Genomic DNA, 23,444 nt, shown 5'->3' on the forward strand with positions numbered 1-23,444 from the left:
ACGCCAGCGTGTTCTTCGGGAAGGCATGCGACGGCGCTAGTTCATCATTGATTGGCGGTGCATTGGCAATTTGGCCGCTGGCAGCGTACCGCATCGGGTACTTAGGTTGTGTCGGTTTCTCTGACGCACTCCTAATGCTGCCAGATCCGAGAAGGTCGGAACATCGAATGACATTGGGAAGTCAGCATTGAAGATTGGGCTGCCGACGATGTTTGGCTTGAGAGATGACCTCGCGGTTCACCTTTCCAGGCGGGGTCCTGCGAGAAATGGGAGCTGAGTTTTCGGGAGCGAAGAGGAGGATTTCATGGCTGGACGTGATTGGCGCATCGAAGCTAAGTACGTTGAATACTGCAGTTGCGACCTTGGCTGTCCATGCGAGTCGATGGCCGATCCGACATACGGGATCTGCACCGGCTTAGTAGCCTTCAAGATCGACAGGGGCCACTGCGAGAAACTCAGTCTCGACGGTCTCGCGGTGGTGGCCACTTTTTACTTTCCCAGAGCCATCCACCACGGCCACGGCGTCTTACAGCCGATCATCGACGAGCGTGCCAACGACGCGCAGCGGGACGCGCTGTTCTATGTCCTGTCCGGCGAGGACCAAAAGGCCGGCACGATGTTCCAAATTTTTTCAACCATTATCGAGACTATCAAGGACCCGCAGTTCTCGAACATCACTTTTGAATGGGACTTGGCAAAGCGCACCGCACGCATTGAGGTGCCGGGCTTTGTCAGGGCCAACAGCGAGCCGATCCGCAATCCGGTGACCGACGAGGAGCACCGCATGCTGACGGTGCTGCCCAACGGCTGGGTGTTCCATGAAGCCGAAAGCGCCGCCGGATTCGCCAAGGGGATCGGCGCGATCAAGTTCGATCTTAACCGCCGGCACAGTTCGCTGGCTAATGTCGCTTGGGATCCGAACGGACTCGTCCACTCCTACGACGAATACAAGCAGAAATTCGGACGGCCATAGACGACCTCACTGGCGATGAAGCTGCTGCCGTCGATGCTCGAAAAGGTACTGCACCGCGACCGGGTGATCGTGGGGGCGGGGTTGCTCTCGGTCATCGCGCTGTCGTGGTTTTGGGTTGCGCTCGGCGCCGGCATGGACATGAGCGCGGTCGAGGTAACGCGCATGCCTCGAGACATGGTGATGACGCCGGCGATCTGGACGGCAGGCTATGCTGCGCTGATGTTGTTGATGTGGTTTGTGATGATGGTAGCAATGATGCTGCCGAGCGCCACGCCGATGCTGCTAATTTTCGCGCGCGTCAGCCAGCGTGAACGAGCGGCTGAGCGGCCGTGGGTCTCGACCGGCATCTTTGCCTCAGGGTATCTCGCAGCTTGGGCCTGCTTCAGTGCGGGGGCGGTCGCGATGCAGTGGGGGCTGGAAGAAAGCGGACTGCTGTCGGCAATGATGGTTACCACCACGGCCTGGCTCGGCGCCGCGATCCTGATCGCCGCCGGGCTTTGGCAGTTTTCGCCGATCAAGCATGCCTGCTTGCGCCAGTGCCGTTCGCCCGTCAGCTTCCTAGCCGCCCACTGGCGTGTCGGACGCGGTGGTGCATTCCGTATGGGCCTGACACACGGTGCCTATTGCCTAGGATGCTGCTCGTTCCTAATGGCGCTGCTGTTTTTTGGCGGTGTTATGAATCTTTGGTGGGTCGGGGGGCTCGCAGCGCTCGTCCTGCTCGAAAAGACTTTGCCGATCGGCCACTGGCTGGCCTACGCCGTCGGGGGCGCGCTGGTTGTTTGGGGAGTATGCCTGGTGGTGAGCGCCAGCAAGCACTTGTTTGACCTTCTTTGATTCCGAGTGCTCTCGCATGAGCACTCCATCTAGTCGCGTTGCAGTGCTACGACGTCTGGTTTCAGGGATAGGCCGGGCTCATGAAGGGGTAGGGCTGGACTTCCGTTCTTGGCACGAAGCAGATCTGCCGGGGCGGCCTAGCGACGTCCGCTCTTTTGGATACAACGGACCTCGCAGTTCTGCGCGCGCCTAAGTCCAGAAAATGACCCATAGCCGACATGACGGCTGGACCCACCGATGTCAATGCAACGGCGGACGTGGAGCGGGCAGGTCAGAATTTTCGTGTGAGCGGTAATTGCCGGAGAGCCCAAATTGCCTCAAGTGGCATTTTGCGGGCCCCTTATTCGGCAGCTTACCGCTGTCTCGCGTCCGCATTCGCCCATCTTGGACGTGACGCCGAGGCGCACGCGGCGGCGGCGAGTGTGCTTGAGCACGATCCCAATTTAACAATAACCACATACATCGCTCGCGGCGGACGATCAAACGCGAAGCTGTTTATCGAGGGCCTTCGGAAAGCGGGGTCGCCCGAGTAGCTCTGATGCTTGTTCCGGCAGGGAGCACACGAAGCCGCGTTGTCGGTTTATCGGATAACCCAGTCAGCGCTGTTTCGGTGCTCGAAGCGCGTATAGCCTTTGATAGATCATCGGCTCTGGCATCCAATCAAGCAAGGTGTATCCAAGTGGCAGCTTGATCAGGCTGGCGATAATTCGAGATGAAGGCGGATGCCAGTAAACGGACAGGTTATGAAATTTAAGGGGAGCGAACCCCAGAGTCGTGAACTCGTGCATCAATCGCTTGTGACCGAAGTGTCTTCTGTAGTCGACGATTGGACCCGAAAGCAAAAGTATCTTGCCAGAATGTTCCTTGGCGACCTTCTCCAAAAACGCTTCTCGCTCCGGTAGGGACAGATAGTAGACGCATTCGAGGGCTGCGATGACGTCGTACCCCTCGAATGAGGCTTGCAAAAAATCAACGCTCTCAAATCTGGCGTTTGGCAGGCTTAGCGATTTGGCGCGAGCAATTGCTACATCGCTGATGTCGATGCCAACCACCGATCGTGCTTTGTCAAAGATAGCTTGCGTCAAGTGGCCTTCGCCGCAGCCGAGCTCAAGAACGGATTTGTCCCGGATGAATGGCTTCAGGCATCGGCGCAACACCTTGTCCCTGAATTGGGCGTGGGAAATATGCCAGGGGTCAGGGGTCGCGTAATAGAGATTGAAATCTGCAGCCGTTCGCATGGCTGGTTTCCGCTTGGTTGAAAGACAAGCAATCTTCCCACTCGCCAAGAACGAATTGTCTGTGGCGCGTTGGCGAGATCCCGGTGCTTCAAGCCTTGCCTTTGGCGGCAACGCCTATTGCATGCTCACCCTTTCGCGCCATCGCGCTTCGAAAGTATCAAAGTCCTTCAGTGCCCAGGCTTGGGAGTCCAATGGATTGCCGGACTTCTCTGTGGCCGCGGTTGTAACTTTTCCGGCGGAAACGGGTTGCGGGGATGCTTCCTTGGGCCATTCCAGCAACGATTTCGACAGCATGGGCTTGCCTTCGTACCAGCACTTTCGTCCATCGATCAGACGATAGGACCACCAACGCCCGTGCGTATTTGACGGCGTCGCGGCGCTGCATTGTTGTTTGGCCTGCGCGTTTGGCATCCCAACTGGCAAGAGCGTAGCAATCCAAACGGCCAAGGCGATTGGTGGGAGTTTTCTCATTTGCGCACTTGTTGCTGCAAGCGGCTTACAGCGACTACCAAATCGGGGCGGCCGAGAACTTCCACCAAGCTGTCGAGGATAGTTTCATTGTTCTGCGGCCAGGGCCGAAGGTAATCTTCCAGTATGCGTTGCGCTTCGCTAATCGCCTGAACAGTCAATTGTTGATCGGTCATGTCTTCTTACCCATCAAACAAAACGCGCCCCGCCGAAAGCGGAGCGGGAAATCAAGACCCTTTTGGGAATTATCCCCGTTATTCTGCCTTATTCGATCAATTTTTGTTTCAATGTGGAGGGGGTCGTGTGCGACCGTGGCGCGGCATGCACTATCTGGAGGTTGTGCGACCGGACCAATACGTGGCGCACGTTCCTTCGCTCAATGGCCACAGGCCCCTGGCAGCGTTCTTCGATGCTCACGACGCCAACGGGCGGTTAGCGCCAATCGACGCTTTCCAACTCCCGGGTAAGTTCGGCAAGCCCGTCGTGCATGCCGAACCGCGCCTTCCAGCACCATAGCTCCAGCGTGCAGCAGAGCCGGTAGAGGTCGATCGTTTCCTGCAAGTTCGGGCGCTCGATGACGCCATATCCGGCAAGCAATCCCGACCGCTTCAGTGCGTCCTGCGGCTTTTCCTGCGGTTTGAAGTAGTAGAGCGCCTTGGCAATATCCAACAGCGGATCGCCGGCTGTGGCGTTTTCGAAATCGACGATGCCGGACAGAAGCGGTGCGCGGCTTGACGTCACCAGCACGTTTCCGGCGTGAAGATCGTAGTGACAAAGGCGAGGGACGACCGCTCCGTCGAGCAGATGCCGGCGCGCGGCAATGCCGACCCTGAGCCGCTCGGCTAGCGCGGGATCGCCGGCGCGCTCGCCGAACTCCGTCAGCTTCCGCTCGAACTGGGAGGACATGTAGTTGCTGTTGGTGGCGTGAGGCGTCCAGACGCCGTTCGGGCCGATATAGCCGAAGCCGTCGAGCGTGATGTCGTTGATCTCGCGCAGGCTCGCGCCCATCTCGGCGTAGATCGCAAACAGCTCTGCGTCCGGCAGTTCCGCCTCGTGCCCGCCCAGCACCACTCCGTCGAGCTTGTTCATCAGGACGAAATGGAGGTCGATGACCGACCGCGTATCGTCGGCGACGAGGATGCGGGGAACAGGCGTGCTGATACCGCGCAGAAGGCCCAGCACGTACACCTCTTTCGCCATCTTCCACGCCAACGACGCCGGATAGACTTTGAGAATGTAGGAAGAGGCATCTGCCAGCGTGATCTCGAATATCGCGCTGATCTCTCCGCCGCGCAGCTCGGTGGCGCCTACTACGGAAGAATGGGGGGCGAGGCGACCCGTGATCGCCTGCGCCTGGTCGATCGAGATTGCCAGCCGAGGCTTTAGCGGCGTTGGCGCGTTGTCCGGCATGGACGTCGATTCCAGCGACTTTCTTTGCCAAGCGAATAACACGGGTGAAGCGAAGCACAGCCGGGGAAAATTCTCGTCGCGTGGGGGCCGGCACGCACGAAAACGTGTGCAGGCCCGGGAACGCTGCGGCATTCGAGAGCCTGGTTCCACCGCACCAAACTTTTGCCAAACGTCACCGCTACCTCGACCGCCGGCTGGCGGTAGCGATAAAATTGTGGAACTCAATCATGTCGGCATACCCGAGCGTCACAATCGATAGAGAGCTGCGTCATCCAGGCGTCGAGGAAACTCGTGTAGAGACGGCGGGCCGATCCGATCTCGGCGGCGTCTTCGTCGCCGCACTTTACGCTGCGCTCGTCGTTCCCTTGATGACGGGGTGGTTGTACTTGCTCGGCCTGTCGTTCTGGAAGGTCATGATCTGGATGATTGCTTGATCATGCCCGATTGTCTGTCCGGCCCACTCAGGCCCTGCGCGCGGAGCACATGAGATGCTGGACGTCCTTGCTATTCTGGTTTTGCTCGGGGTGGCCTACGCTGCTGGATATTACACGCGTGACCGTATGTCCCGAAAACGGCGTGAGAGCGCCCGCAGATGGAAGAACTACGTAGAGGCGGGACGGCCGCTTCCCGCGAATACCAACCAGGCTCCCGCCAAACAGGCGCATGGCGATCTCGCTCAAATGCTGGGCCGCTGGGATGACAGGGCCCGAGCGCGTCGATCGCAGCAATGATCCTTCTGGAAATGGTTGCTGACTGCTTCCTGAAACGCCGAAGTCCCCGGGGGGCATCCCGAGGACTTCAAATCAGAGCAATCTGACGGCTAATTAGTGGGGGCAGCGACCCTTATGGGGTGCGGTCGGCGGTAACCAGGCGCGCTTCCCGGATCAACGACTTGGAACCGGCAGCGCGGAGGCAGGAAGCCTCGAAATTCGGCCAAGCCTGCTGCGAGCAATCCTTGCCAACGGTGCGGATGTCGAGGCGGTCACCCTTGGCAAGCGCCTGCGGCACGCTGGCTTCAACCGAGGGGGCAAAGCCGGGCAAAATGGTCAGTGCGGTGGCGATGAGCGCGGCAAAGGTGATTGCGGAAAGTGCCTTGATCATGACGGTCCCCTGTCATGGGCCGTTCGGCCCGTCGTTTCGTTGGATGGATGTGTACCTAGGCGGCGTTTCCGGGTGTCTTCGCCAAGCCCAAAAATGGTTTCGTCCGGGCCGAGTTTTGTTTCGTCGCCCCGATGGGACGAAACATTGCCGGCTCGCCTAAGCAGACGCGCCGACCCCAAAAGTGGTTCATTGGCCGATCCCAAATAAAAAGGCGGGTTTGCGGGGAACCGGAGCGGTTTCGAGCGAAGCCTGCCCCGGGCTTGATCCGGGGAGGTACCGGTTCGCGTGAAGAAAACGCGTCAAAACAAGAGACTGGCCCGCTTGCCGGGCCGCCCGGGGCGGGTTAGGAGGGTTCATGCCCCGTATCGCGCTCTATCCCGGCTCTTTTGACCCCGTCACCAATGGCCATCTGGACGTGGTCCAGCACGCTGTGACCCTGTGCGACCGCCTGATCGTCGCCGTTGCCGTCCATCCCGGCAAAAAGTCATCGCTGTTTTCGACCGAAGAACGCCTGGAAATGCTCGAGGAGGTATGCGCGCCCATCGCGAAGAGCGCCGGTTGCGCCTTTGAGGCCTCCACCTGCGACAATCTGACAGTCGCGGCGGCCCGGGCGGCCGGCGCCACCATCATGATTCGGGGCCTGCGCGACGGCACCGATCTGGACTACGAGATGCAGCTTGCCGGCATGAACCAGACCATGGCGCCTGAGGTGCATACGGTGTTCGTCCCGGCGTCGCCGGCGGTCCGCCCGATCACCGCCACACTGGTGCGCCAAATCGCGGGCATGGGCGGCGACTTTTCCGCATTCGTGCCGCCCTCGATCGCAGCCAAACTCAAGGCCAAATTCGCCAGCTAGCGCCCGTCCTGCGCTCGCAAAGCCTTACTCTCTCGATCCCGGAGTTTTCATGATCCGCATTCTCGCTTTTGTCGCCGCGCTCCTTTGCGCGGCTCCCGCGATCGCCCAGCCGCTGCCGGCCAATCTCGACAAGGCCAATGCGGTCGTGATCGACACGACGAAAGGCCGCATCGTGATCAAGCTGCGGGCCGACCTCGCGCCCCAGCATGCCGAGCGCATCAAGCAGCTGGCGCGCGAGGGCTATTACAACAACGTGCCGTTCCATCGCGTGATGGACGGCTTCATGGCGCAGACCGGCGACGGCCAGAACTTCAACGGCACCGGCGGCTCGAAATATCCGAACCTGAAGCAGGAGTTCTCCAAGGTGCCGTTCACCCGCGGCATCGTCGGCATGGCGCGGCGCGGCGACAGCGTCGATACCGCGAACTCGCAGTTCTTCATCATGTTCGCGGAAGGCTCGAGCCTGAACAACCAGTACACCGTGATCGGCGAGGTCGTGTCCGGCATGGATGTGGTCGACAAGCTGAAAAAGGCGCCGCCGGGATCGTCCGGTGGACAGGTCACCGACCCTGACAAGATGGTGAAGGTGCAAGTCGCATCCGATATCAAGTGAGCGATGGCGACGTCGCGCAGCAAGCCGTTCCTCGGATTTGCCGCGCTGCTGTTGTACCTGGTATCGACGGTGCAGGCCTCGGCACAACCGCTGCAACTCGACACACTCAAGGACATCTTTGTGCGGCTGCAGTCGTGCTGGAAGCCGCCGCCGCTGTCGCAAGCCAACCCGATCGACATCACCGTGGTCGTCAGCTTCAACCGCGCGGGCGTCATTCTCGGCCAGCCCAGGATTACCTATGAATCGGAACACGCCAGCGATAACGACCGGCTCAAATACCGCATCGCGGTGATGGAAACATTGCAACGCTGTACGCCGTTGCCATTTACCGAGGGACTGGGCGGTGCCGTTGCCGGCCGGCCTCTGGCGATCCCTTTTCGAACCCCGCAAACGTCCACCCAAACCTGATGAGAGAAGAGCATGGCAGCCACAGAAAATACTTTGATCCTTGAGACCACGCAGGGTCCCGTCACCATCGAGATGCGCCCGGATCTGGCGCCGGGCCACGTCGCCCGCATCAAGGAACTGGTGCGCGAAGGGTTTTATGACGGCATCGTGTTCCATCGCGTGATCGAGGGCTTCATGGCGCAGACCGGTTGCCCGCAGGGCACCGGCACCGGCGGCTCCGGCAAGAAGCTGAAGGCCGAATTCAACAAGGAGCCGCATGTGCGCGGCACCACCTCGATGGCGCGCGCCGCAAGCCCGGATTCCGGCGACAGCCAGTTCTTCATCTGCTTCGACGACGCGTCCTTCCTCAACGGCCAGTACACGGTCTGGGGCAAGGTCACTGACGGTATGGAGAACGTCGACAAGATCAAGCGCGGCGAGCCGGTGCAGAACCCGGACAAGATCGTCAAGGCGCATATGGCTGAAGACGCGGCGTAACGCCGCCGCCGTCATTCCGGGGCGCATCGAAGATGCGAGCCCGAAATCTCGAGATTCCGGATTGCCGCGTTTCACGCGGCCTCCGGAATGACGCTGAGAGGCAACGCTGGAGCGCATTGCGCCATGCGCACCGATCTCTTTGACTTTGAACTGCCCCCCGCCAGCATCGCGTTGCGGCCCGCGAGCCCGCGTGACTCTGCGCGGATGCTGGTGGTGCAGCCGGGTGGCGCGTTGCAGGATCGCAGCGTCGCCGAGCTGCCGCAATGGCTGCAGCCTGGCGACCAGCTCGTCGTGAACGATACCAAGGTGATTTCAGCCCAGCTCAAGGGACGCCGCATCGGCCGCGAGACCGAACCGAAGATCGAGGCAACACTGATCAAGCGGCTCGACGGCTCGCGATGGCGGGCGCTGGTCAAGCCGGCCAAGAAGCTGGCGCCGGGCGACGTGGTGCGCTTCGGCAATGAAGGCAAGGTCTGCCTGCTTGGCCATCTCGATGCCGAGGTCGAGGCCAAGGGCGAGGAGGGCGAGATCACGCTGTCGTTCTCGTTTCATGGACCCACGCTCGACCAGGCCATCGCCGACCTCGGCACGCCGCCGCTGCCGCCCTACATCGCCTCCAAGCGCACGCCTGACGATCGCGACGCTGCCGATTACCAGACCATGTTCGCGGCCAATGAGGGGGCGGTCGCGGCACCCACCGCAGGGCTGCATTTCACGCCGGCGCTGGAGGAGGCGCTGCGCGAGCGCGGCGTCGGACTGCATCGGATAACGCTGCATGTCGGGGCAGGGACCTTCCTGCCGGTCAAGGTGGAAGAAACGTCGGAACACCGGATGCATGCCGAATGGGGCTCGATCTCGGCCGAGACCGCCGCCGCCTTGAACACGGCCCGTGCCAAAGGCGGCCGCATCGTCGCGGTCGGGACCACATCGTTGCGGCTGCTCGAAAGCGCGGCCGCCGAGGACGGCGCCATCCAGCCGTTTGGCGCGGAGACCGCGATCTTCATCACGCCGGGCTATCGCTTTCGCGCGGTCGATATTTTGCTGACCAACTTCCATTTGCCGCGCTCGACGCTGTTCATGCTGGTGTCGGCGTTCAGCGGCTTGGAGACGATGAAGCAGGCCTATGCGCACGCGATCGCCAGCGGCTATCGGTTCTATTCCTATGGCGACGCCTGCCTGTTGTTTCGCGCGCGGGAGTGAGTGATCGACGCTAGTTGTTCTTTTGACGCGTTTTCTACCGCAGATAAGTTTACGCAATCTGCGTAACCTCGATTGCTATGCGAACCGGTATCCACTTCGCTGGAAAACGCTTTAGCTTCGCTCGACGGCGCGCTCGAGCTTCTTGCTCAAGAACCAGGACAGGCCGAGGAACACGACCAGCAGCGCGAAGGCCACGCCGGAGGAAGCATCGCTCATCATTTTCTCCGAGACCTGACCGAAAGCGTAGCCGGCCGAGACCACCGTGCAGGACCACAGGCCCGCCGCGACGAAATTGAACGCCAGGAAAGTGGACCAGGGCAGTTGCGATATTCCATACGCAAAGCCGGCGACGCCACGAATGCCGTGCGGAAAACGATGAAACAGGATCATCCAGGCATAGTGACGGTCGGCCAGCCGGGCTGCGATCTGGACGGCACGTTCCAGCCTCGGAAAGGATACGAGCCAGCGTGTGCCATAACGCCGCCCGATCCAGAACCGGATCACGTCACCGGTGAAGGTGCCGAGCCAGCAAACCATGATCAGCGTGCCGAAATTCAGCGCGCCTGCATGCGCGGCGTAGCCTGCGAACAGCGTTAGCAGCAGGCTGTGCGAGGCCGCATAAGCAAACATGAGGCTGTAGGCCGCATCGCCGTGCTGGCGTATGAGATCGAGAAACGACGCTAGATCGGTCGGAAACAGCAAATCAGCCCCGCTTTGACGACTATCCCCCGGTGACACGTCCTGTCGCCCGGGGGACCAGCCCAAACGCTACTACGCTGCGGGAGCATTTGAAAGCAAAAGGCAGGCTGGGTTTATGGGCATATTCGCGCAGGGCGCAGGGTGGCCAGAACGCAGCGAACCCACCAACACATGTACGCTGTCGCGTGCCTAGGGGCGCAGGAAACGCGCTACAACGGCGGTCTGTCGGTCGTTCATATGTCGATCAACGCGGCTCGCTCGGCTTGTCCCGCTCCCGACCTTCGGCGGCTTGAGCGGCGCATTCATTCATGCCGTGGCACTTGCTCTTGTAATAATAGTACCACGATCCGGCTATGGCGCAGATCAAGACCAGCCCGAGGAGATAAGCCCACATTCGCTTCGGCATCGTCAGCCTTCAAGTTCGGTAGCGATCGCGAACTTAACCACGATTCGCCGCGAAGCCAGCAGGCGCGCCGCGCCCCTCATCGATGTCAGGAATTTCTCATTTCCGGCGACGCAAAGGGCGCTTCGGCTCGACGGCACGCGATCGGTCAAATCCAGGGTTCTTGCAAATGCTCCTGTTGCAGCGCGCGTTGAACCGCAGGTCTTGCCAGAATGCGATTCATGTACGGACCGACATGGGGCCAGCTTGCTCCCGGACGCGGCATTCCACGTGACCATCGACACAGGGTAAGCGCACAAGCGTCAACTGGCGAGTAAGTATCACCCAACAACCACGGGCCACCGTGAGATTCGAGCGCACCGTCGAGCATATCGAACAAGCCATACACCTTCTGTTCAGCACACGCTCGCAACTCGGGAAACATTGCTGGATCGTTGGCCCATTTATGGGGATGCAGATACATCGATAATGCAGGCTGTAACGTACTCGAGGACCACATCAGCCACTTATAAAAGTGCGCGCGTTCGCCAGTCCCTATAGCCGGAGCCAGCTCACAACCCGGATAGGTATCGACCAAATGCAGGCAGATGGCTGCGGATTCGTACAAGACCAGGTCATCCTGCACGAGGACCGGGACTAGACCGTTTGGATTCAGTCGGAGATGATCGGGTCCCTTGTGCGCGCCGCCGCTCAGATTGACAAAAATGAGCTGATAGGGAGCGCCAATTTCTTCGAGCAATATATGCGAAAAGAGGCTGATGAATCCGGGATAGTAGTAAAGCCGTATCATCAGCGATCTCCTCGCGAACAAAAGCGAGCATGCTTCGTCGCATGAAAATGATGCGCGAAGCGTGGAGTTGGTTAGCGACGTCTAACCTACTCCACGCGTTCACCTCACGCCATCGCGCGCTGCGGCAGCAGCTCCGCGATCTGGACGGCGTTCAGGGCGGCGCCCTTCAACAGCTGGTCTGCCGAGACGAACATCGCGATCGAATGGCCTGTGGGATCGCTGAGATCCTTGCGGATGCGGCCGACCAGCACGTCGTCCTGGCCTGAAGCGTCGATCGGCATCGGGAAGTAATTCTTCGCCCGATCATCGACGATTCTGACACCCGGCGCCTTCGACAGGATTGCGCGCACCTCGTCTTCCGAGATCGGGCGCTCGCATTCAAAGGTGATGGCCTCGCAATGCGCGCGCAGCACCGGCACCCGCACGCAGGTGACGCCGATCGCGATCTTCTCGTCCTCGAAAATCTTCCGCGTCTCCTTGATGACCTTGGTCTCTTCGTCGTTATAGCCCGTCGCCGGATCGATCGCGGTGTTGTGGCTGAACACGTTGAAGGCGTAGGGAAGCGGGATCACCTTGGGCGTAAACGGCCGCCCCTCGAGGTTGGCGCGGGTCGATTCCCTGAGTTCCTCCATCGCCGCCGCACCGGCGCCGCTGGCGGCCTGATAGGTCGAGATGATCATGCGCTTGATGCGGTTTTGCCTGTGGATCGGCCACAGCGGCACCAGCGCCGTGATCGCCGAGCAATTCGGATTGGCGATGATGCCCTTGTGGTCGCGGATGCGGCCCGCGTTGATCTCGGGAATGACCAGCGGCACGTCCGGGTCCATCCGGAAGGCGGACGAATTGTCGACCACGACGGCGCCCGACTTCACCGCGATCGGCGCATACTTCTTCGAAATGCTGCCGCCGGCCGAGAACAGGGCGATGTCGACGCCGTGGAAGGAGTGCGGGGTGAGCTCTTCGATCACCACCTGCTCGCCGCGGAAGTTGACGGTCTGGCCGGCCGAGCGTGCGCTCGCCAGCGCCTTCAGCTTGCCGACGCGGAAATTGCGCTTGTCCATGGTGGCGATGAATTCGGCCCCGACGGCGCCGGTCACGCCGACAATGGCCACTACTGGATCGTTGCTCACGTTCGTCTTCCTTTGGTTTGAGTAGGCTGCAGGCAATAAAAAAGCCCCGGTCCTTTTCAGGCGGGGCTTCGGTTCAGATGATGCGATCGTTCGACTACGCGCGCACGGCTCCCGAGCCCCCCAAGGGTGCTTTGGTTTTCGCGGTACGTTTGGTGGTCGCGTTCATGGGGCGGACTTATGCGGGAGACTTGTGCCGCCGTCAACGGGTTTTGGAGGGAAAAAGAGGCTGAATGGCCTGTTGAACAGGGCGCATCTGTTACGCCATAAGCTCACCCATGGACGTTCCCAATCATTTCGAGCTGCTCACCACCTGCGGCCAGGCCCGGCTCGGCCGGCTCGCCACCCCGCACGGCATCGTGCGGACGCCGGCCTTCATGCCGGTCGGCACCGCGGGCGCGATGAAGGGCATGCATTGGCGCGAGGTGCGCGATGCCGGCGCCGATATCGTGCTCGGCAATACCTATCATCTGATGCTGCGGCCGGGGGCCGAGCGGATCGCCGCCCTTGGCGGCTTGCAGAAATTCACGGGCTGGCAGGGGCCGATGCTGACCGATTCCGGCGGCTTCCAGGTGATGTCACTTTCAGAGCTGCGCAAGGTGACAGAGCACGCCGTGACCTTTCGCTCGCATATCGACGGCGCCAAGGTCGAGCTGTCGCCAGAACGATCGATCGAGGTGCAGCGGCTGCTCGGCTCGGATATCGCCATGCAGATGGACGAATGCGTGCGGCTACCGGCCGAACGCGCCGACATCGAACGTGCGATGCAGCTCTCGTTGCGCTGGGCCGAGCGCTCAAAACGCGCCTTCGAGAGTGCGCCTCCCGGCTACATGCTGTTCGGCATCGTGCAGGGCGGCGACGTGCCCGAACTGCGCCATGTGAGCGCGCGCGGGCTGGTCGAGATCGGGTTCCACGGTTATGCGATCGGCGGCCTTGCGGTCGGCGAACCCCAGGCGGTGATGCTCGCCATGATCGAGGAGACCGCGCCCCGGCTGCCGCAGGATCGTCCGCGCTATCTGATGGGCGTCGGCACGCCCGAAGATCTGCTGGAGGCGGTAGCGCGCGGCATCGACATGTTCGACTGCGTGATGCCGACCCGCAACGGCCGGCACGGCATGGCATTTACCCGCTTCGGCCAGATCAATCTGCGCAATGCCCGTCACGCCGACGATCCGAGGCCGCTGGACGAGGAGAGCACGTGGCCGGCGACGCGCGAATACTCGCGCGCCTACCTGCATCATCTGGTGCGATCAGGCGAGACGCTGGGCGCGATGCTGCTGTCGGAAATCAATATCGCGTACTATCAGAGTCTGATGCAGGGCATGCGGGACGCGATCGGCAACGGCAGCTTTGAAGCGTTCAAAAAACAAACGCGCGCCGAATGGGCGCGCGGTGACATTGCTCCGAGGTAAAGGACCTCAGTTACAGGCGAACCTCCGGATCGAATGCTTGGTCACGAAGCCGTAACCGCAGGTATCGCAGGTCCAGAGATAACCGATGACGTTGTCATACATGTAGGCGGAAGCTTCCGCGGCCACCATGGAGTCCGCACATACCGGGCAGGTCGGTAAATCACAGCCACGCGGGTCGGGCCTAGATGCGACGGACAGGACTTCAGCAACTGCTGGCATCGTGACCTCCTTGCGATCTGAAGCGGAAGCTCAACTCACGACGAAAGTATAAACCGATTTATTTGACGTTGTCGCAACACAAATGCGTTGGAACGACGTTATCGGCGAACTTTCGATTTTGCGATGCAGCGAATTTTGACTCTGACGTTTCGGACTTGCGCATCAGCTCGGCCACCTCCTAAGTAAGAGAGCCCCGAATTCCGGGCATATTATCACTATAGGAGCGTTGTGATGGAGGCATCGTCAGCCACGGGTGCAGTGCACCGTCCCGGACGGGGCAGGGTGTTCGACAGCATCGTCGATGCCGTCGGCGACACGCCGATCGTCCGCTTGCGCAAACTGCCGCAAGCCCACGGTGTCAGCGCTACCATTTTAGCTAAACTTGAATATTTCAACCCGGCGGCAAGCGTCAAAGACCGCATCGGCGCGGCGATGGTGATCGCGATGGAGAAGGCCGGCGTGATCAACGCCGACACCGTGCTGATCGAGCCGACCTCGGGCAATACCGGCATTGCGCTGGCCTTCGTAGCGGCCTCACGCGGCTACCGGTTGAAACTCGTAATGCCGGAATCGATGTCGATCGAGCGGCGCAAGATGCTGGCCTTCCTCGGCGCCGAGATCGTGCTGACGCCGGCGGCGCAGGGCATGAAAGGCTCGATCGCGACCGCCGAAGAGCTGGTGCGCACGACGCCGAACGCCGTGATGCCACAGCAGTTCAAGAACCTCGCCAATCCCGAAATTCACCGCCGCACCACCGCGGAGGAAATCTGGAACGACACCGGCGGCAATATCGATTTCTTTGTCGCTGGCGTCGGCACCGGCGGCACCATCACCGGCGTCGGCCAGGTGCTGAAGCCGCGCAAGCCTTCGCTGCGAGTGATCGCCGTCGAGCCCGAGGAAAGCCCGGTGTTGTCGGGCGGACAGCATACGCCGCACAAGATCCAGGGCATCGGCGCCGGCTTCATTCCGGACATTCTGGATCGTTCCGTGATCGACGAGATCGTCAAGATCAACTCGGCGACCGCGATCGAGATGTCGCGCGCGCTGGCCCGCAACGAAGGCATTCCGGGCGGCATCTCCTCGGGCGCGGCGATCGCCGCGGCACTTGAGATCGGCAAGCGGCCGGAGGCCGCCGGCAAGACCATCCTCGCCATTGTGCCGTCATTCTCCGAACGTTATCTGTCGACCGTATTGTTTGAAGGAATTTAGCGATGGCGGACCAGCCGAGACGGCCGAGGACCCTGAACGACGCCCGCAGCGAAGCCGAGGCGGCGTTCAAGCGCACCACCACCAAGGTGGTGGAGGCACCACCGAAGCCGACGGCGCTTCCCGGCGTGAAGGAACTGGTGTCGCTGCGCATCGACCAGGATGTGCTCGAATATTTCCAGGAAGGCGGCGCCGGCTGGCAGGACCGGATCAACGCGGCGTTGCGCAAGGCCGCCGGCAAATAGCCCTCGAAACAGATACGCGCGAATGCGTCCTGTCCTCGCCCGCTTCCGGCTGGTTGTCCTGAGCTGCTTCGGATTGGCGATCGGCGGCTGCCTCGCCGATCCGGCGAGGGCGGATCAGGCGCCGTTCACCTGCACGATCCTGCCGGGCGAGGAGATCGCCAGCATCGCGATGACGAACCCGCTCGCCAGCGACGCTTCCTGCATCGTCACGTGTAGATTCTCGACCACCAAATACGACAACAATCCGCAGATCACCTGTGCCAAGTCGGTGCCCTCGGGCAAGGAAGTGGAGATGTGCCGGCTGACGTCGGGCGGCGACAAATTCGTCAAACTGACCGGAGGCAACGCGGACTGCTTGGGGCTGTCCAACCCCAGTTCCGAATGAAAAAGCCCGGGATGATCCCGGGCTTTTTGCTGTCGATTGTGCGTAGGGCTTTCGCTCGAAAACGCTATTCCCTAGCGAAGCATGCCGCCCATGACGCCGCCGATGAAACGGCCGGCACCCGCCGGATCGGGGCCGCCGCCACCGCTGTGTTGACGCTGCGGCTGCGGTTGACCACCGCCACTATTGGCGCGGCGGCGCGGCTTTTCCTCGTCGCTGGAACTTGCGGTCGGCGGCGCCGCCACGATCTCGGTCAACAGGGCCTTGTGCTGCAGCCTGTTGAGGTAGCCGCTCTTGGGGTAGCCGCGGGCGGCCTGCCAGCGCGTGATCACGGCCCGGGTCGGTGCATCGAAGGTGCCGGACATTTTGGTGTCGAAGCCGAGACCGTTCAGGCGGCGCTGGACGTCGCGGCGCTGGCCCTTGTCGAGGCCAATCTGATCCTCGGTGGTCTGGTTCGCTTCGTCCTTGAACGTCGCCGGATCGATGCCGGTGGTCAGGTTGCGCGTGGCGTTGTCCGGTTTGCTCTCCAGGGAGGCGATCCGTGCCAGCGCCAGCGATTTGAACTGACCGTTGGGATAGCTCGACACGTAGGCGTTGAGCTCTTCCGCCTTGTTGGAGTCCTTGATCGAGCGCCAGAACTCGAGTTCGACGTCGCTGCCCGGTGCGGCGGCGACCACCGCCGGCGTGGTTCCGGGCGCGGCAGGCGCGGGCGCACCGTTGAGGTAAACCGCACCGGTCAGATTGGTGTTGCCCCAGGGCAATTGACCCTTGTTGGTTTCCTCCTGGACCTGCGCGCGGACCTTGGTCATCGCCTGCTGAAGCTCGACGCCGGGCTGGGTGAGGTTGGCGAGCAGCGCGCGGGTGAACGGGCTATTGCCGCCTTCCTTGCCGTCAAGCGCGGTCTGGCCGGGGCCGGTCGCAAACGCGATCAGCGTGCCTTCGCCGGATTTCATTTCGGCAAGGCCAGTCTGCACCGACACGCTGCGGGTGGACGGCGCGTTGGACTTGATCTTGGCGGCGAACGGATTGTCGCGGCAGGCATCGAGCAGCACCAGCTTGACCTTGGCGTCGCTCATGGTCTGGTCGAGCGTGAGATCGATATTGATGGCTGCGCCGAGCTTGACGTCCATTTCCGATTTGATGTCGGCGTCGATCGGCAGCAGATAATTGGTGCCGCCGATGGCGATGCCGTGGCCGGCGTAGAAGAACACTGCCACGTCGGCGCCCTGCGCCTTCTTGCCGAAATCGAGCAGCTTTTCCGTCATCTTGTCGCGGGTCAGGTTGGAGCCTTCCACCACTTCAAAACCGACGTTGCGCAAGGCGGCTGCCATCGCCTTCGCGTCGATCGACGGATTGGGCAACGCGGCGACGTTCTTGTAGGTGCCGTTCCCGACCACGAAGGCAACCCGCCTTTCGGCACTGGCGGCGCCGGCGGTGAAGACCATGCAGATCAGGGAAAGGACGAGGGTTGGGAAGCGCATCAGAAAAATCCCCCTGGCAGAATCGAAAAAGATTTCGGCGGCAACATTGGCCGCAGGTTACACGAAAAAAATCACACCGCGCCAGAAAAATGGGGAGCTTGCCCAAGTCCCTGAAGCCGTGCGATTCGCCGTTAAGCTATTGAATCTACCCGAGACCTCGTGCGATCCAGATCACAATTTGGTGGGTAAAATCCGAATTCAGGTTGCTGCCCGCGCGGGAACCGGATTGGTCGCGCGCAAGTTCAGCAGATTGCCGGCCAGGATCAGGATGGCGCCGAGCACGGTGAACAGGTCGAGCCGCTCCGCATAGATCAGCCAGCCCGCGGTGGCGGTTAAGGGAACCCGCAGGAAATCCATCGGGATCACCACCGTCGCATCGGCATGCAGCAACGCGCGTGCCATGCAGTAGTGGGAGAACGTGCCGCAGAAAGCGATCACGACGACCCAGCCCCAGGCGTTAGCCGGCGGCCACGTCCAGACGTAGAGCGCGGGAAAAAACCCGGCCACAGATTGTATCGCCAGCATCCAGAAAATGATCGCGACCGAATGTTCGGTCCGGGTCAGCGATTTGACCATCGCGATCGAGATGCCGAAGCCGACCGCGGCCGCCAGCGCAATCAATTGTCCGGGATTGACCTCGCCGGTCGCCGGGCGAACGATGACAATGACGCCGACGATGCCGAGCACGATGGCCGCGACCTTCCAGACCGTCATCCGCTCGCCGAGAAACATCGCGGCCAGGATCGCGGTCCAGATCGGCATCGTGAATTCGATCGCCACCACCTGACCGATCGGAATCAGCGTCAGCGCGAAAAACCAGCCGAGCTGCGCGCCGTAGTGAATGAGGTTGCGCGAGATGTGCATGTGCAGCCGCGCGGTTTTCAGGATGGCAAATCCGCCATTGGCGCGGATCATCGGATACAGCAGGAAGAAGCCGATGATCGTGCGCATCTCCATCAGCTGGAACACGTTCAGCTCGCGCATGCCTTCGCGGCCGGCGACCACCACGATCAGCATCAAGGCGAGCCAGCCCGACATCCACAGTGCAGCCAGTGATTTGGAAGGTGTGCGGTCCATGCGCTAGCGGCTGAGTTGGGCTGACTTAGAGGGGCAGGCGGGTATCGGCGAGCGCTCGGCGATTTGCAACGTGCAAATCTGCGGACGCAGCGATGCGCGGGCGCCAATTTCGCTCTGGGAGGCAGTGCGGGATCGGTGCTAAGGATCGGCCCGTCTCAGGAGGACTTATCCATGCGTATCCTACAACCGGCCGAATGGTCGAAACCCCGCGGCTTTTCACATGGTGTCGAGGTCGATGGTCCCGGCAAATGGATCGTGCTGGCCGGCCAGACCGGCGGCGACGAGAAGGGCGACTATCAGCCCGACATGGCCGCCCAGGTCGGCACGGCGCTGAAGCGGATCATCAAACTGCTTGGCGAGGCAGGGGCTGGTCCCGAACACATCGTTCGCCTGACCTGGTATCTGACCAGCCGCAGCGAATATGAGGCGGCGGGCGCCGGGATCGGCGCGGCCTGGAAGGAAACGCTTGGTCGCAACTTCCCGCCATCGACGCTGCTCTACATCGACGGACTGGTCGATGTCAGGGCCAAGGTCGAACTCGAAGTCACCGCTTACGTGCCCAAGTCTTGAATCGGACTTAAGGCGCGCTCGAACAACACAGGAAACATAGACCATGACCAACCGCTCGACTTCAGAAGCCCGATCGACTTCAGCGAGTTTCGTGACGGCCTTCGCAACCGGCTGGCCTGAAGCCCAACCCGACATCATGGTGCTGTCGCTTACGACCCATAACGGGGTGCAGGATTTTGCCTTCAACAAGGAACAGGCCCTGCTGATCGCAAAGACCATCAAGGAGACTGCTGCGAGGCTGGAGAAGCCCAAAACCGGCTAGTAACCGCAAATACCGCTCCTAACGAAAATCGCCCGCTCTTCAGCGGGCGATTTGGTATTTGCGACAGGACGGGCGGACCGCTGCGGCTTTACTTCGAAAGCGAAATGTTGGCGGCGCGGAACTGGCTGTCGGCCCGGATGCTGACGGACTGCTTGTTGCCGGCTGTCTTGAGCGCGATGTTGGCGTTGAAACCGACGGTGACGGCCGTGACCTGGAAGTTGCCGCCGCCGCCGCGGCCCTGCAGGCTGCCGGTAATGCCGCGGCTGGTTTCGCTCCACTGCCCGACAATCGCGCCGCCCTGGTCGACCACGTTGGCCGTCAGATTGAACCTATAGGCGTCGCTCGCGCAGGTGAGGCTCATGTCCATCTTGACGCCCGCAACGTCATAGACCGCGCGGCAACGGATGCGTTCGTTGGATCCGTCGTCCAGCGTGACGGTGCCGCCGCCCGCCCACTTGCCGGCCATGCCGGCGTAAGGCCCGGAGGACTGGGCGTAACTTGCTGGTACTGCAAGCGAAGTCATGAAAAACGCGACGGCTGCAATTGTCAGCCGCCGCGGATAGGCGAAGAATTCTGATGTTCGGCTTGTCTTACTGACGGGACGCTTCCCATCGACCGCTACACGGTACACCAGCTGATGCCCCATTCCATTTCCCCGATCCGGAGTTGCCACTGAGTTGACCGTTCGCATATGCACCATTGATCGAGACTCGCACAAGTCCCCCGGAACTGACGGTGCCGGAAACCGGAGCGCCGGAGCCCGTTACCTTGCCGTCGCTGACAGTGACGGTTGAGGCGGTGCGCGCATCGCAACTGCCGGTTTTGGTGACGACGGTAACCTGCCAAAGCCCGTCATAGGGCTGCTGGGCGGCGGCGGGAGCGGCCGCGAAGGCAGCGGTGGCAAGAAACGAAGTCAAAAACAGCTTGCTGATGCGGTTGGAACGCATGGATCAAATCCCCGAAAGGTGTGTGTGATGAGCGCGTTATCCGGTCACAATGTGTTCAAACTTTGTTGCGCCGCAATAACGCAGAAAGTTCCTAACAATTCAAACACATCAAGGTGAATCCCGTTCCGGCCTCGGAACGAATAAATGCGCGAAATGGGCTTCGATTCGGGTCATGATTCGGGTCCGGGATGCTTAACTGGCTGAAACGGATGGGTTTCCTCGTTCGGTCAGTGCTTGGCGTCGGAAAGCTTTGGCGCGAGGGTGGCGAATTGCTCGTCCTGGGGCCGGGCGGGCAGGGTCTTGTGGATCCTGGCGTAATCGATGACTTCGCCGAGCAGCTTTTGGCCCAGGGGAGCCAGCGCGCGCTCCCAGAGCTCGCGTGCGGTCTCGCCTTTCTTGACGAAAACCCACTCCTGCGCCGCGATCGCGCCGGCGTCCATCCGGTCGGCGAGGTGATAGATGGTGCCGCCGGCGATCGGATCGCCTTCCTTGATGGTCCATTCGACCGCGGCGATGCCGCGGTGCCGGGGCAGCAGCGAGGGGTGATAGCCGATACCGCCGAGCTTGGCGACGGCCAGTGCCTCGCGGGTGATGCGGGCGTGGCTGTGGGCGGTCACGATCAGGTCGCTGTCAGGGGCGATTTCCGCCGCGGTGACGAATCTGGCGTCGGCCTGCACGACGACCTCGACGCCAGCGGCCCTCGCTGCGGCCGCCAGCCGGTCTTCGTTATCGTGGACGACTATCCTCGCGATTTCGACGCCGTGTTCGCGCAGCATGGTGAAGGTCGTCACGCCGAAATGGCGGGAGCCGACGAGGGTGATCCGCATATGTTCCGTCCGTCGTTAGTCAGGCCGATATGCGGATAGCACACCAAAGCCGTCAGACTCGCCGCCGGGGTCGGCGAGTCCGGGTTATCAACAGTCAGGGTTATCAATGAAAGGGCGCGCCGGGCAAGTCGGCGTGCCGACGCCGCAGTTAGTTCCTGCCGGCGCAGCTCGGGTAGGGCGCGGGCTCGCCGGGCACGATCGGACAGACACGAATCGGCTGCAATTGGCGCAACCGCGCCAGCCATTTGGTCTCGTCAATTGCGCTTCGCCCAGTCGCCGGCGCGCGTTCGGCCCATTGCACCGTGTAGTAATCGGCGCTGCCTTTGACGGTGATGATGAGCGTGGTTTCGCTGTGTTTGTCGGCGCTGGTTTCGACCCGGCCGCAGCTTGCCACTGCGACATACGCATCTTGATCGCCGAATTTGGTCGCGCCAAATCCTTGCGCTGCGAAGGTGTCGGGACAGGCCGACTTGAAGCCACCGACCATCGAGCCCGCAAAGCGCTCCGGCGAAACCCCGGCGTTGCCGGCGGCCCCCTTGGCGCCGGTCACCGTGATCATCTGGGTCCAGCTCTTGACCGTCTCGCCCTTCAGCACGGCCTCGCGGACATAGTTCGTCCCTTTGGTGTTCTCGAACACCGTGGCGAAACTGGTCGGCAACGAAAAGGTGACGAGTTGACCGAAGATCGGCGAGATCACCTTGAACGCGGTGGGGGCCGGATTTTGGGCCGATGCCGACGTCGCGAGCAGCGCGCACAAGGCCGCCGAGAAAATCGTCACTCTCGTCATTGGCAGCTTCCTGGCCGACTTCGCCTTGCAATCCGCGCGTCCGATCATAGGCCCGCGACGGCGCACCGACCAGCGTGAGAGCGGTCACATCGGGAGAAACGACGCGGCGATACGTTCGCAAATCAAAGCAGGCCATCAGGCTGCACGAGATCTCATAAGGAACGTGCCACATGAAACGCTTTGTGATTTTTGCCGCGGTTGCGCCGCCGCTCGGGTTCATCGTCGCGTGCTGGGTGATGCTCCAGATCGCCAACTGGGTTGCCGGCGGTCCGAGCACGTTCGACCTTGCACAAGTCGTGATGCTGCCGACGGTCTATTTGGTCGGTCTGATTCCAGCGCTGCTGACCGCGTGGTTCGACCATGTGCTGGTGAAACGCGAGATGCCGTACCGGATCGCGCTGACGGCCTTGTTTGCGTACTTCGTCAGTTACGTGCCGCTGGTTGGCGCATTCCGGATGGGATTCATCCACGAACCATCCGTGGTGCTGCTCGGTGTTGTCGGCGCGGTGCCGGCTGCGGTGTGTTCGTGGCTGGCGATGGAGCGCAGACAGCCGGTTGGCGCGTGATCCCCAAGGAATCTCCAAGGGTCAAGTCAGGATACGAAGCTCCGGCCTACCGGGGGTGCGGGGCTGGCCCTTGACCGGCTGTGACTGACGCGTCGCCACCAATTGAAGCTGGGTTCGCAGGTCGGCGCTGCATTGCTTCATCTGATTGCGCAGTTCGCGGCGCGTAAAGGCGGTGAGGGAGGGATCGGCCAGCTGCTGCCAGGCCGAGCGCAGCCATTCCTGCAGGGCGCGGATATCATTATCAAGGATTACGGGCTGGTTCATGCCGCCGAATCTCCGGATGTGATCGCCGCCAAGTTAGGTCTGATTCGTTTACAGATGCCTACTCCGGTAAATGACGGGCGCGACCTTTACCCCCGGAACGAGCGCCCCACATAAACGTTGGGTCCGCAGCTTTCCCCCCTGGAGATTCAATGTCCGGCCATTCGGCGCTTGTTGGCTTCGCAATGCTGGTCAGCCTGATCGTGCCCGGCAGCGCGTTCGCGCAGTTTCCGCCGCCCGCCGGCTCGGCCGGAGCGGGCAATTCTGCGATCAGCGGCATACCTTACGGTCCGGCCAATCCCAGCGTGGTCGGCGACCCCAGCGGCATCGGAAATGCCTCCCGGATCCCGCCACCCGGCACCAACAGTCCTGCGCCGTCTCCCAGCTACGGTTCGGTCAACGCGTCGCCCTCGGGTTCGCGCGTGGTCGTGCCACCCTATGCGGGCGCGTCACAACGGATCACCGTTCCACGCCAGGGAAGGTCAAAAAGGCCACCCGTGCGCCCGCGCGGCCGGGTTGAGACCAGCACGTTCACCGGGATCTGTCGGGGCTGCTAGCGGCGCGTTGCCACGGGACGCGGCCTTGGGACAAGGCCATGCGTCGCG

Annotated in this window: 33 protein-coding genes; 16 read left to right on the forward strand and 17 right to left on the reverse strand. The window is 61.6% G+C overall.

Features of this window, described 5'->3' with window-relative positions; genetic code table 11:
• The first annotated feature begins 304 nt into the window (after positions 1-304).
• Together JQ600_RS22900 and JQ600_RS22905 are read left to right on the forward strand one after the other, a co-directional pair.
• Positions 305-973 (forward strand): DUF1326 domain-containing protein, encoded by a 669-nt coding sequence (locus JQ600_RS22900; RefSeq protein WP_212390575.1) that lies wholly within the window; start codon positions 305-307, stop codon positions 971-973.
• A gap of 15 nt (positions 974-988) precedes the next feature.
• Positions 989-1,807, forward strand: coding sequence for a DUF2182 domain-containing protein (locus tag JQ600_RS22905; protein WP_212390576.1), 819 nt, complete (start codon positions 989-991; stop codon positions 1,805-1,807).
• Positions 1,808-2,403: 596 nt separating this feature from the next.
• Here JQ600_RS22905 and JQ600_RS22910 read toward each other — a convergent pair.
• From JQ600_RS22910 to JQ600_RS22925, 4 genes are all read right to left on the reverse strand, one after another.
• On the reverse strand, positions 2,404-3,045 hold the full coding sequence (locus JQ600_RS22910; protein WP_212390577.1) for a bifunctional 2-polyprenyl-6-hydroxyphenol methylase/3-demethylubiquinol 3-O-methyltransferase UbiG: 642 nt from the start codon (positions 3,043-3,045) through the stop codon (positions 2,404-2,406).
• Positions 3,046-3,159: 114 nt separating this feature from the next.
• Positions 3,160-3,516 carry a hypothetical protein gene (locus tag JQ600_RS22915; RefSeq protein ID WP_249136028.1) on the reverse strand — a complete coding sequence of 119 codons (357 nt, stop codon included), beginning with the start codon at positions 3,514-3,516 and terminating at the stop codon, positions 3,160-3,162.
• The gene (locus tag JQ600_RS22920; protein WP_192736102.1) at positions 3,513-3,689 is read right to left on the reverse strand and encodes a hypothetical protein; all 177 of its coding nucleotides are present in this window, start codon (positions 3,687-3,689) and stop codon (positions 3,513-3,515) included. The genes JQ600_RS22915 and JQ600_RS22920 overlap by 4 nt, the downstream gene beginning before the upstream one ends.
• 256 nt (positions 3,690-3,945) lie before the next feature.
• The gene (locus JQ600_RS22925; protein WP_249136029.1) at positions 3,946-5,055 is read right to left on the reverse strand and encodes a phosphotransferase family protein; all 1,110 of its coding nucleotides are present in this window, start codon (positions 5,053-5,055) and stop codon (positions 3,946-3,948) included.
• A 95-nt stretch (positions 5,056-5,150) separates the two neighbouring features.
• On the opposite strand from JQ600_RS22925, the gene JQ600_RS22930 reads away from it, so the two are divergent.
• Positions 5,151-5,357, forward strand: a complete 207-nt coding sequence (locus JQ600_RS22930) for a hypothetical protein (RefSeq protein WP_212390580.1) — start codon at positions 5,151-5,153, stop codon at positions 5,355-5,357.
• Positions 5,358-5,766: 409 nt separating this feature from the next.
• Here JQ600_RS22930 and JQ600_RS22935 read toward each other — a convergent pair whose 3' ends face one another.
• Entirely contained in the window at positions 5,767-6,024 is a 258-nt protein-coding gene (locus tag JQ600_RS22935) for a hypothetical protein (RefSeq protein ID WP_212262800.1), read from the reverse strand.
• Positions 6,025-6,379: 355 nt separating this feature from the next.
• Between JQ600_RS22935 and coaD the strand changes: the two genes are divergently transcribed.
• The 5 genes from coaD to queA all read left to right on the forward strand — a co-directional run bounded on the left by coaD (position 6,380) and on the right by queA (position 9,578).
• Positions 6,380-6,880 (forward strand): pantetheine-phosphate adenylyltransferase, encoded by a 501-nt coding sequence (gene coaD / locus JQ600_RS22940; RefSeq protein WP_212490107.1) that lies wholly within the window; start codon positions 6,380-6,382, stop codon positions 6,878-6,880.
• A gap of 49 nt (positions 6,881-6,929) precedes the next feature.
• A complete protein-coding gene (locus JQ600_RS22945; RefSeq protein WP_212262802.1) occupies positions 6,930-7,493 on the forward strand; it encodes a peptidylprolyl isomerase in 564 nt (187 codons plus the stop codon).
• Between the two features lie 3 nt (positions 7,494-7,496).
• A complete protein-coding gene (locus tag JQ600_RS22950; protein ID WP_212490108.1) occupies positions 7,497-7,901 on the forward strand; it encodes a hypothetical protein in 405 nt (134 codons plus the stop codon).
• Positions 7,902-7,913: 12 nt separating this feature from the next.
• Positions 7,914-8,378: a peptidylprolyl isomerase gene (locus tag JQ600_RS22955; protein WP_212262804.1), complete on the forward strand. Its 465-nt coding sequence runs from the start codon at positions 7,914-7,916 to the stop codon at positions 8,376-8,378.
• A gap of 123 nt (positions 8,379-8,501) precedes the next feature.
• Positions 8,502-9,578, forward strand: a complete 1,077-nt coding sequence (gene queA / locus JQ600_RS22960; RefSeq protein WP_212390583.1) for a tRNA preQ1(34) S-adenosylmethionine ribosyltransferase-isomerase QueA — start codon at positions 8,502-8,504, stop codon at positions 9,576-9,578.
• A gap of 111 nt (positions 9,579-9,689) precedes the next feature.
• On the opposite strand, the gene JQ600_RS22965 is transcribed toward queA, so the two are convergent.
• From JQ600_RS22965 to JQ600_RS22980, 4 genes are all read right to left on the reverse strand, one after another.
• The gene (locus tag JQ600_RS22965; RefSeq protein ID WP_192736093.1) at positions 9,690-10,280 is read right to left on the reverse strand and encodes a DedA family protein; all 591 of its coding nucleotides are present in this window, start codon (positions 10,278-10,280) and stop codon (positions 9,690-9,692) included.
• A gap of 241 nt (positions 10,281-10,521) precedes the next feature.
• Positions 10,522-10,683 carry a hypothetical protein gene (locus tag JQ600_RS22970; protein ID WP_212390584.1) on the reverse strand — a complete coding sequence of 54 codons (162 nt, stop codon included), beginning with the start codon at positions 10,681-10,683 and terminating at the stop codon, positions 10,522-10,524.
• A 145-nt stretch (positions 10,684-10,828) separates the two neighbouring features.
• Positions 10,829-11,470 (reverse strand): glutathione S-transferase family protein, encoded by a 642-nt coding sequence (locus tag JQ600_RS22975; RefSeq protein ID WP_212390585.1) that lies wholly within the window; start codon positions 11,468-11,470, stop codon positions 10,829-10,831.
• 104 nt (positions 11,471-11,574) lie between these two features.
• Positions 11,575-12,600 (reverse strand): aspartate-semialdehyde dehydrogenase, encoded by a 1,026-nt coding sequence (locus JQ600_RS22980; RefSeq protein WP_212262809.1) that lies wholly within the window; start codon positions 12,598-12,600, stop codon positions 11,575-11,577.
• Positions 12,601-12,875: 275 nt separating this feature from the next.
• Here JQ600_RS22980 and tgt point away from each other — a divergent pair, with 275 nt between their 5' ends.
• Positions 12,876-14,009: a tRNA guanosine(34) transglycosylase Tgt gene (gene tgt / locus JQ600_RS22985; protein WP_212390586.1), complete on the forward strand. Its 1,134-nt coding sequence runs from the start codon at positions 12,876-12,878 to the stop codon at positions 14,007-14,009.
• 6 nt (positions 14,010-14,015) lie between these two features.
• Here the strand turns inward: tgt and JQ600_RS22990 are convergent, their stop codons facing one another.
• On the reverse strand, positions 14,016-14,228 hold the full coding sequence (locus JQ600_RS22990) for a hypothetical protein (RefSeq protein ID WP_192736088.1): 213 nt from the start codon (positions 14,226-14,228) through the stop codon (positions 14,016-14,018).
• A 231-nt stretch (positions 14,229-14,459) separates the two neighbouring features.
• On the opposite strand from JQ600_RS22990, the gene cysK reads away from it, so the two are divergent.
• From cysK to JQ600_RS23005, 3 genes are read left to right on the forward strand one after another with little or no spacing between them, the layout of a single operon-like run.
• Positions 14,460-15,437, forward strand: coding sequence for a cysteine synthase A (cysK, locus tag JQ600_RS22995; RefSeq protein ID WP_192736087.1), 978 nt, complete (start codon positions 14,460-14,462; stop codon positions 15,435-15,437).
• 2 nt (positions 15,438-15,439) lie between these two features.
• Positions 15,440-15,679 carry a BrnA antitoxin family protein gene (locus JQ600_RS23000; RefSeq protein ID WP_192736086.1) on the forward strand — a complete coding sequence of 80 codons (240 nt, stop codon included), beginning with the start codon at positions 15,440-15,442 and terminating at the stop codon, positions 15,677-15,679.
• A 22-nt stretch (positions 15,680-15,701) separates the two neighbouring features.
• Positions 15,702-16,064 carry a hypothetical protein gene (locus tag JQ600_RS23005; protein ID WP_249136032.1) on the forward strand — a complete coding sequence of 121 codons (363 nt, stop codon included), beginning with the start codon at positions 15,702-15,704 and terminating at the stop codon, positions 16,062-16,064.
• A gap of 71 nt (positions 16,065-16,135) precedes the next feature.
• Here JQ600_RS23005 and JQ600_RS23010 read toward each other — a convergent pair whose 3' ends face one another.
• Together JQ600_RS23010 and JQ600_RS23015 are read right to left on the reverse strand one after the other, a co-directional pair.
• Positions 16,136-17,542, reverse strand: coding sequence for a caspase family protein (locus tag JQ600_RS23010; protein WP_212390587.1), 1,407 nt, complete (start codon positions 17,540-17,542; stop codon positions 16,136-16,138).
• 198 nt (positions 17,543-17,740) lie between these two features.
• Entirely contained in the window at positions 17,741-18,619 is an 879-nt protein-coding gene (locus JQ600_RS23015; RefSeq protein ID WP_212262812.1) for a DMT family transporter, read from the reverse strand.
• Positions 18,620-18,790: 171 nt separating this feature from the next.
• On the opposite strand from JQ600_RS23015, the gene JQ600_RS23020 reads away from it, so the two are divergent.
• The gene (locus JQ600_RS23020; protein WP_212262813.1) at positions 18,791-19,189 is read left to right on the forward strand and encodes a RidA family protein; all 399 of its coding nucleotides are present in this window, start codon (positions 18,791-18,793) and stop codon (positions 19,187-19,189) included.
• Positions 19,190-19,232: 43 nt separating this feature from the next.
• Positions 19,233-19,451 (forward strand): hypothetical protein, encoded by a 219-nt coding sequence (locus JQ600_RS23025; protein WP_212262814.1) that lies wholly within the window; start codon positions 19,233-19,235, stop codon positions 19,449-19,451.
• Positions 19,452-19,539: 88 nt separating this feature from the next.
• On the opposite strand, the gene JQ600_RS23030 is transcribed toward JQ600_RS23025, so the two are convergent.
• From JQ600_RS23030 to JQ600_RS23045, 4 genes are all read right to left on the reverse strand, one after another.
• The gene (locus JQ600_RS23030; protein ID WP_409363326.1) at positions 19,540-20,097 is read right to left on the reverse strand and encodes a hypothetical protein; all 558 of its coding nucleotides are present in this window, start codon (positions 20,095-20,097) and stop codon (positions 19,540-19,542) included.
• Entirely contained in the window at positions 20,042-20,398 is a 357-nt protein-coding gene (locus JQ600_RS23035) for a hypothetical protein (RefSeq protein ID WP_212037380.1), read from the reverse strand. Before JQ600_RS23035 ends, JQ600_RS23030 begins: the two co-directional genes overlap by 56 nt.
• A 227-nt stretch (positions 20,399-20,625) precedes the next feature.
• A complete protein-coding gene (locus JQ600_RS23040) occupies positions 20,626-21,225 on the reverse strand; it encodes a formyltransferase family protein (RefSeq protein WP_192736080.1) in 600 nt (199 codons plus the stop codon).
• Positions 21,226-21,373: 148 nt separating this feature from the next.
• Entirely contained in the window at positions 21,374-22,012 is a 639-nt protein-coding gene (locus JQ600_RS23045; protein WP_212390588.1) for a hypothetical protein, read from the reverse strand.
• Between the two features lie 170 nt (positions 22,013-22,182).
• Here JQ600_RS23045 and JQ600_RS23050 point away from each other — a divergent pair, with 170 nt between their 5' ends.
• The gene (locus JQ600_RS23050; RefSeq protein ID WP_212490109.1) at positions 22,183-22,578 is read left to right on the forward strand and encodes a DUF5413 family protein; all 396 of its coding nucleotides are present in this window, start codon (positions 22,183-22,185) and stop codon (positions 22,576-22,578) included.
• Positions 22,579-22,599: 21 nt separating this feature from the next.
• Here the strand turns inward: JQ600_RS23050 and JQ600_RS23055 are convergent, their stop codons facing one another.
• Complete coding sequence (locus JQ600_RS23055; RefSeq protein WP_212262989.1) at positions 22,600-22,842, reverse strand: hypothetical protein; 243 nt, start codon at positions 22,840-22,842, stop codon at positions 22,600-22,602.
• Between the two features lie 149 nt (positions 22,843-22,991).
• On the opposite strand from JQ600_RS23055, the gene JQ600_RS23060 reads away from it, so the two are divergent.
• Positions 22,992-23,396, forward strand: a complete 405-nt coding sequence (locus JQ600_RS23060) for a hypothetical protein (RefSeq protein ID WP_212262819.1) — start codon at positions 22,992-22,994, stop codon at positions 23,394-23,396.
• Positions 23,397-23,444: the final 48 nt, after the last annotated feature.

Origin of the sequence: Bradyrhizobium sp. AUGA SZCCT0176 (genome assembly GCF_018130145.1) — a bacterium.
In the GTDB taxonomy this organism is placed as follows: domain Bacteria; phylum Pseudomonadota; class Alphaproteobacteria; order Rhizobiales; family Xanthobacteraceae; genus Bradyrhizobium.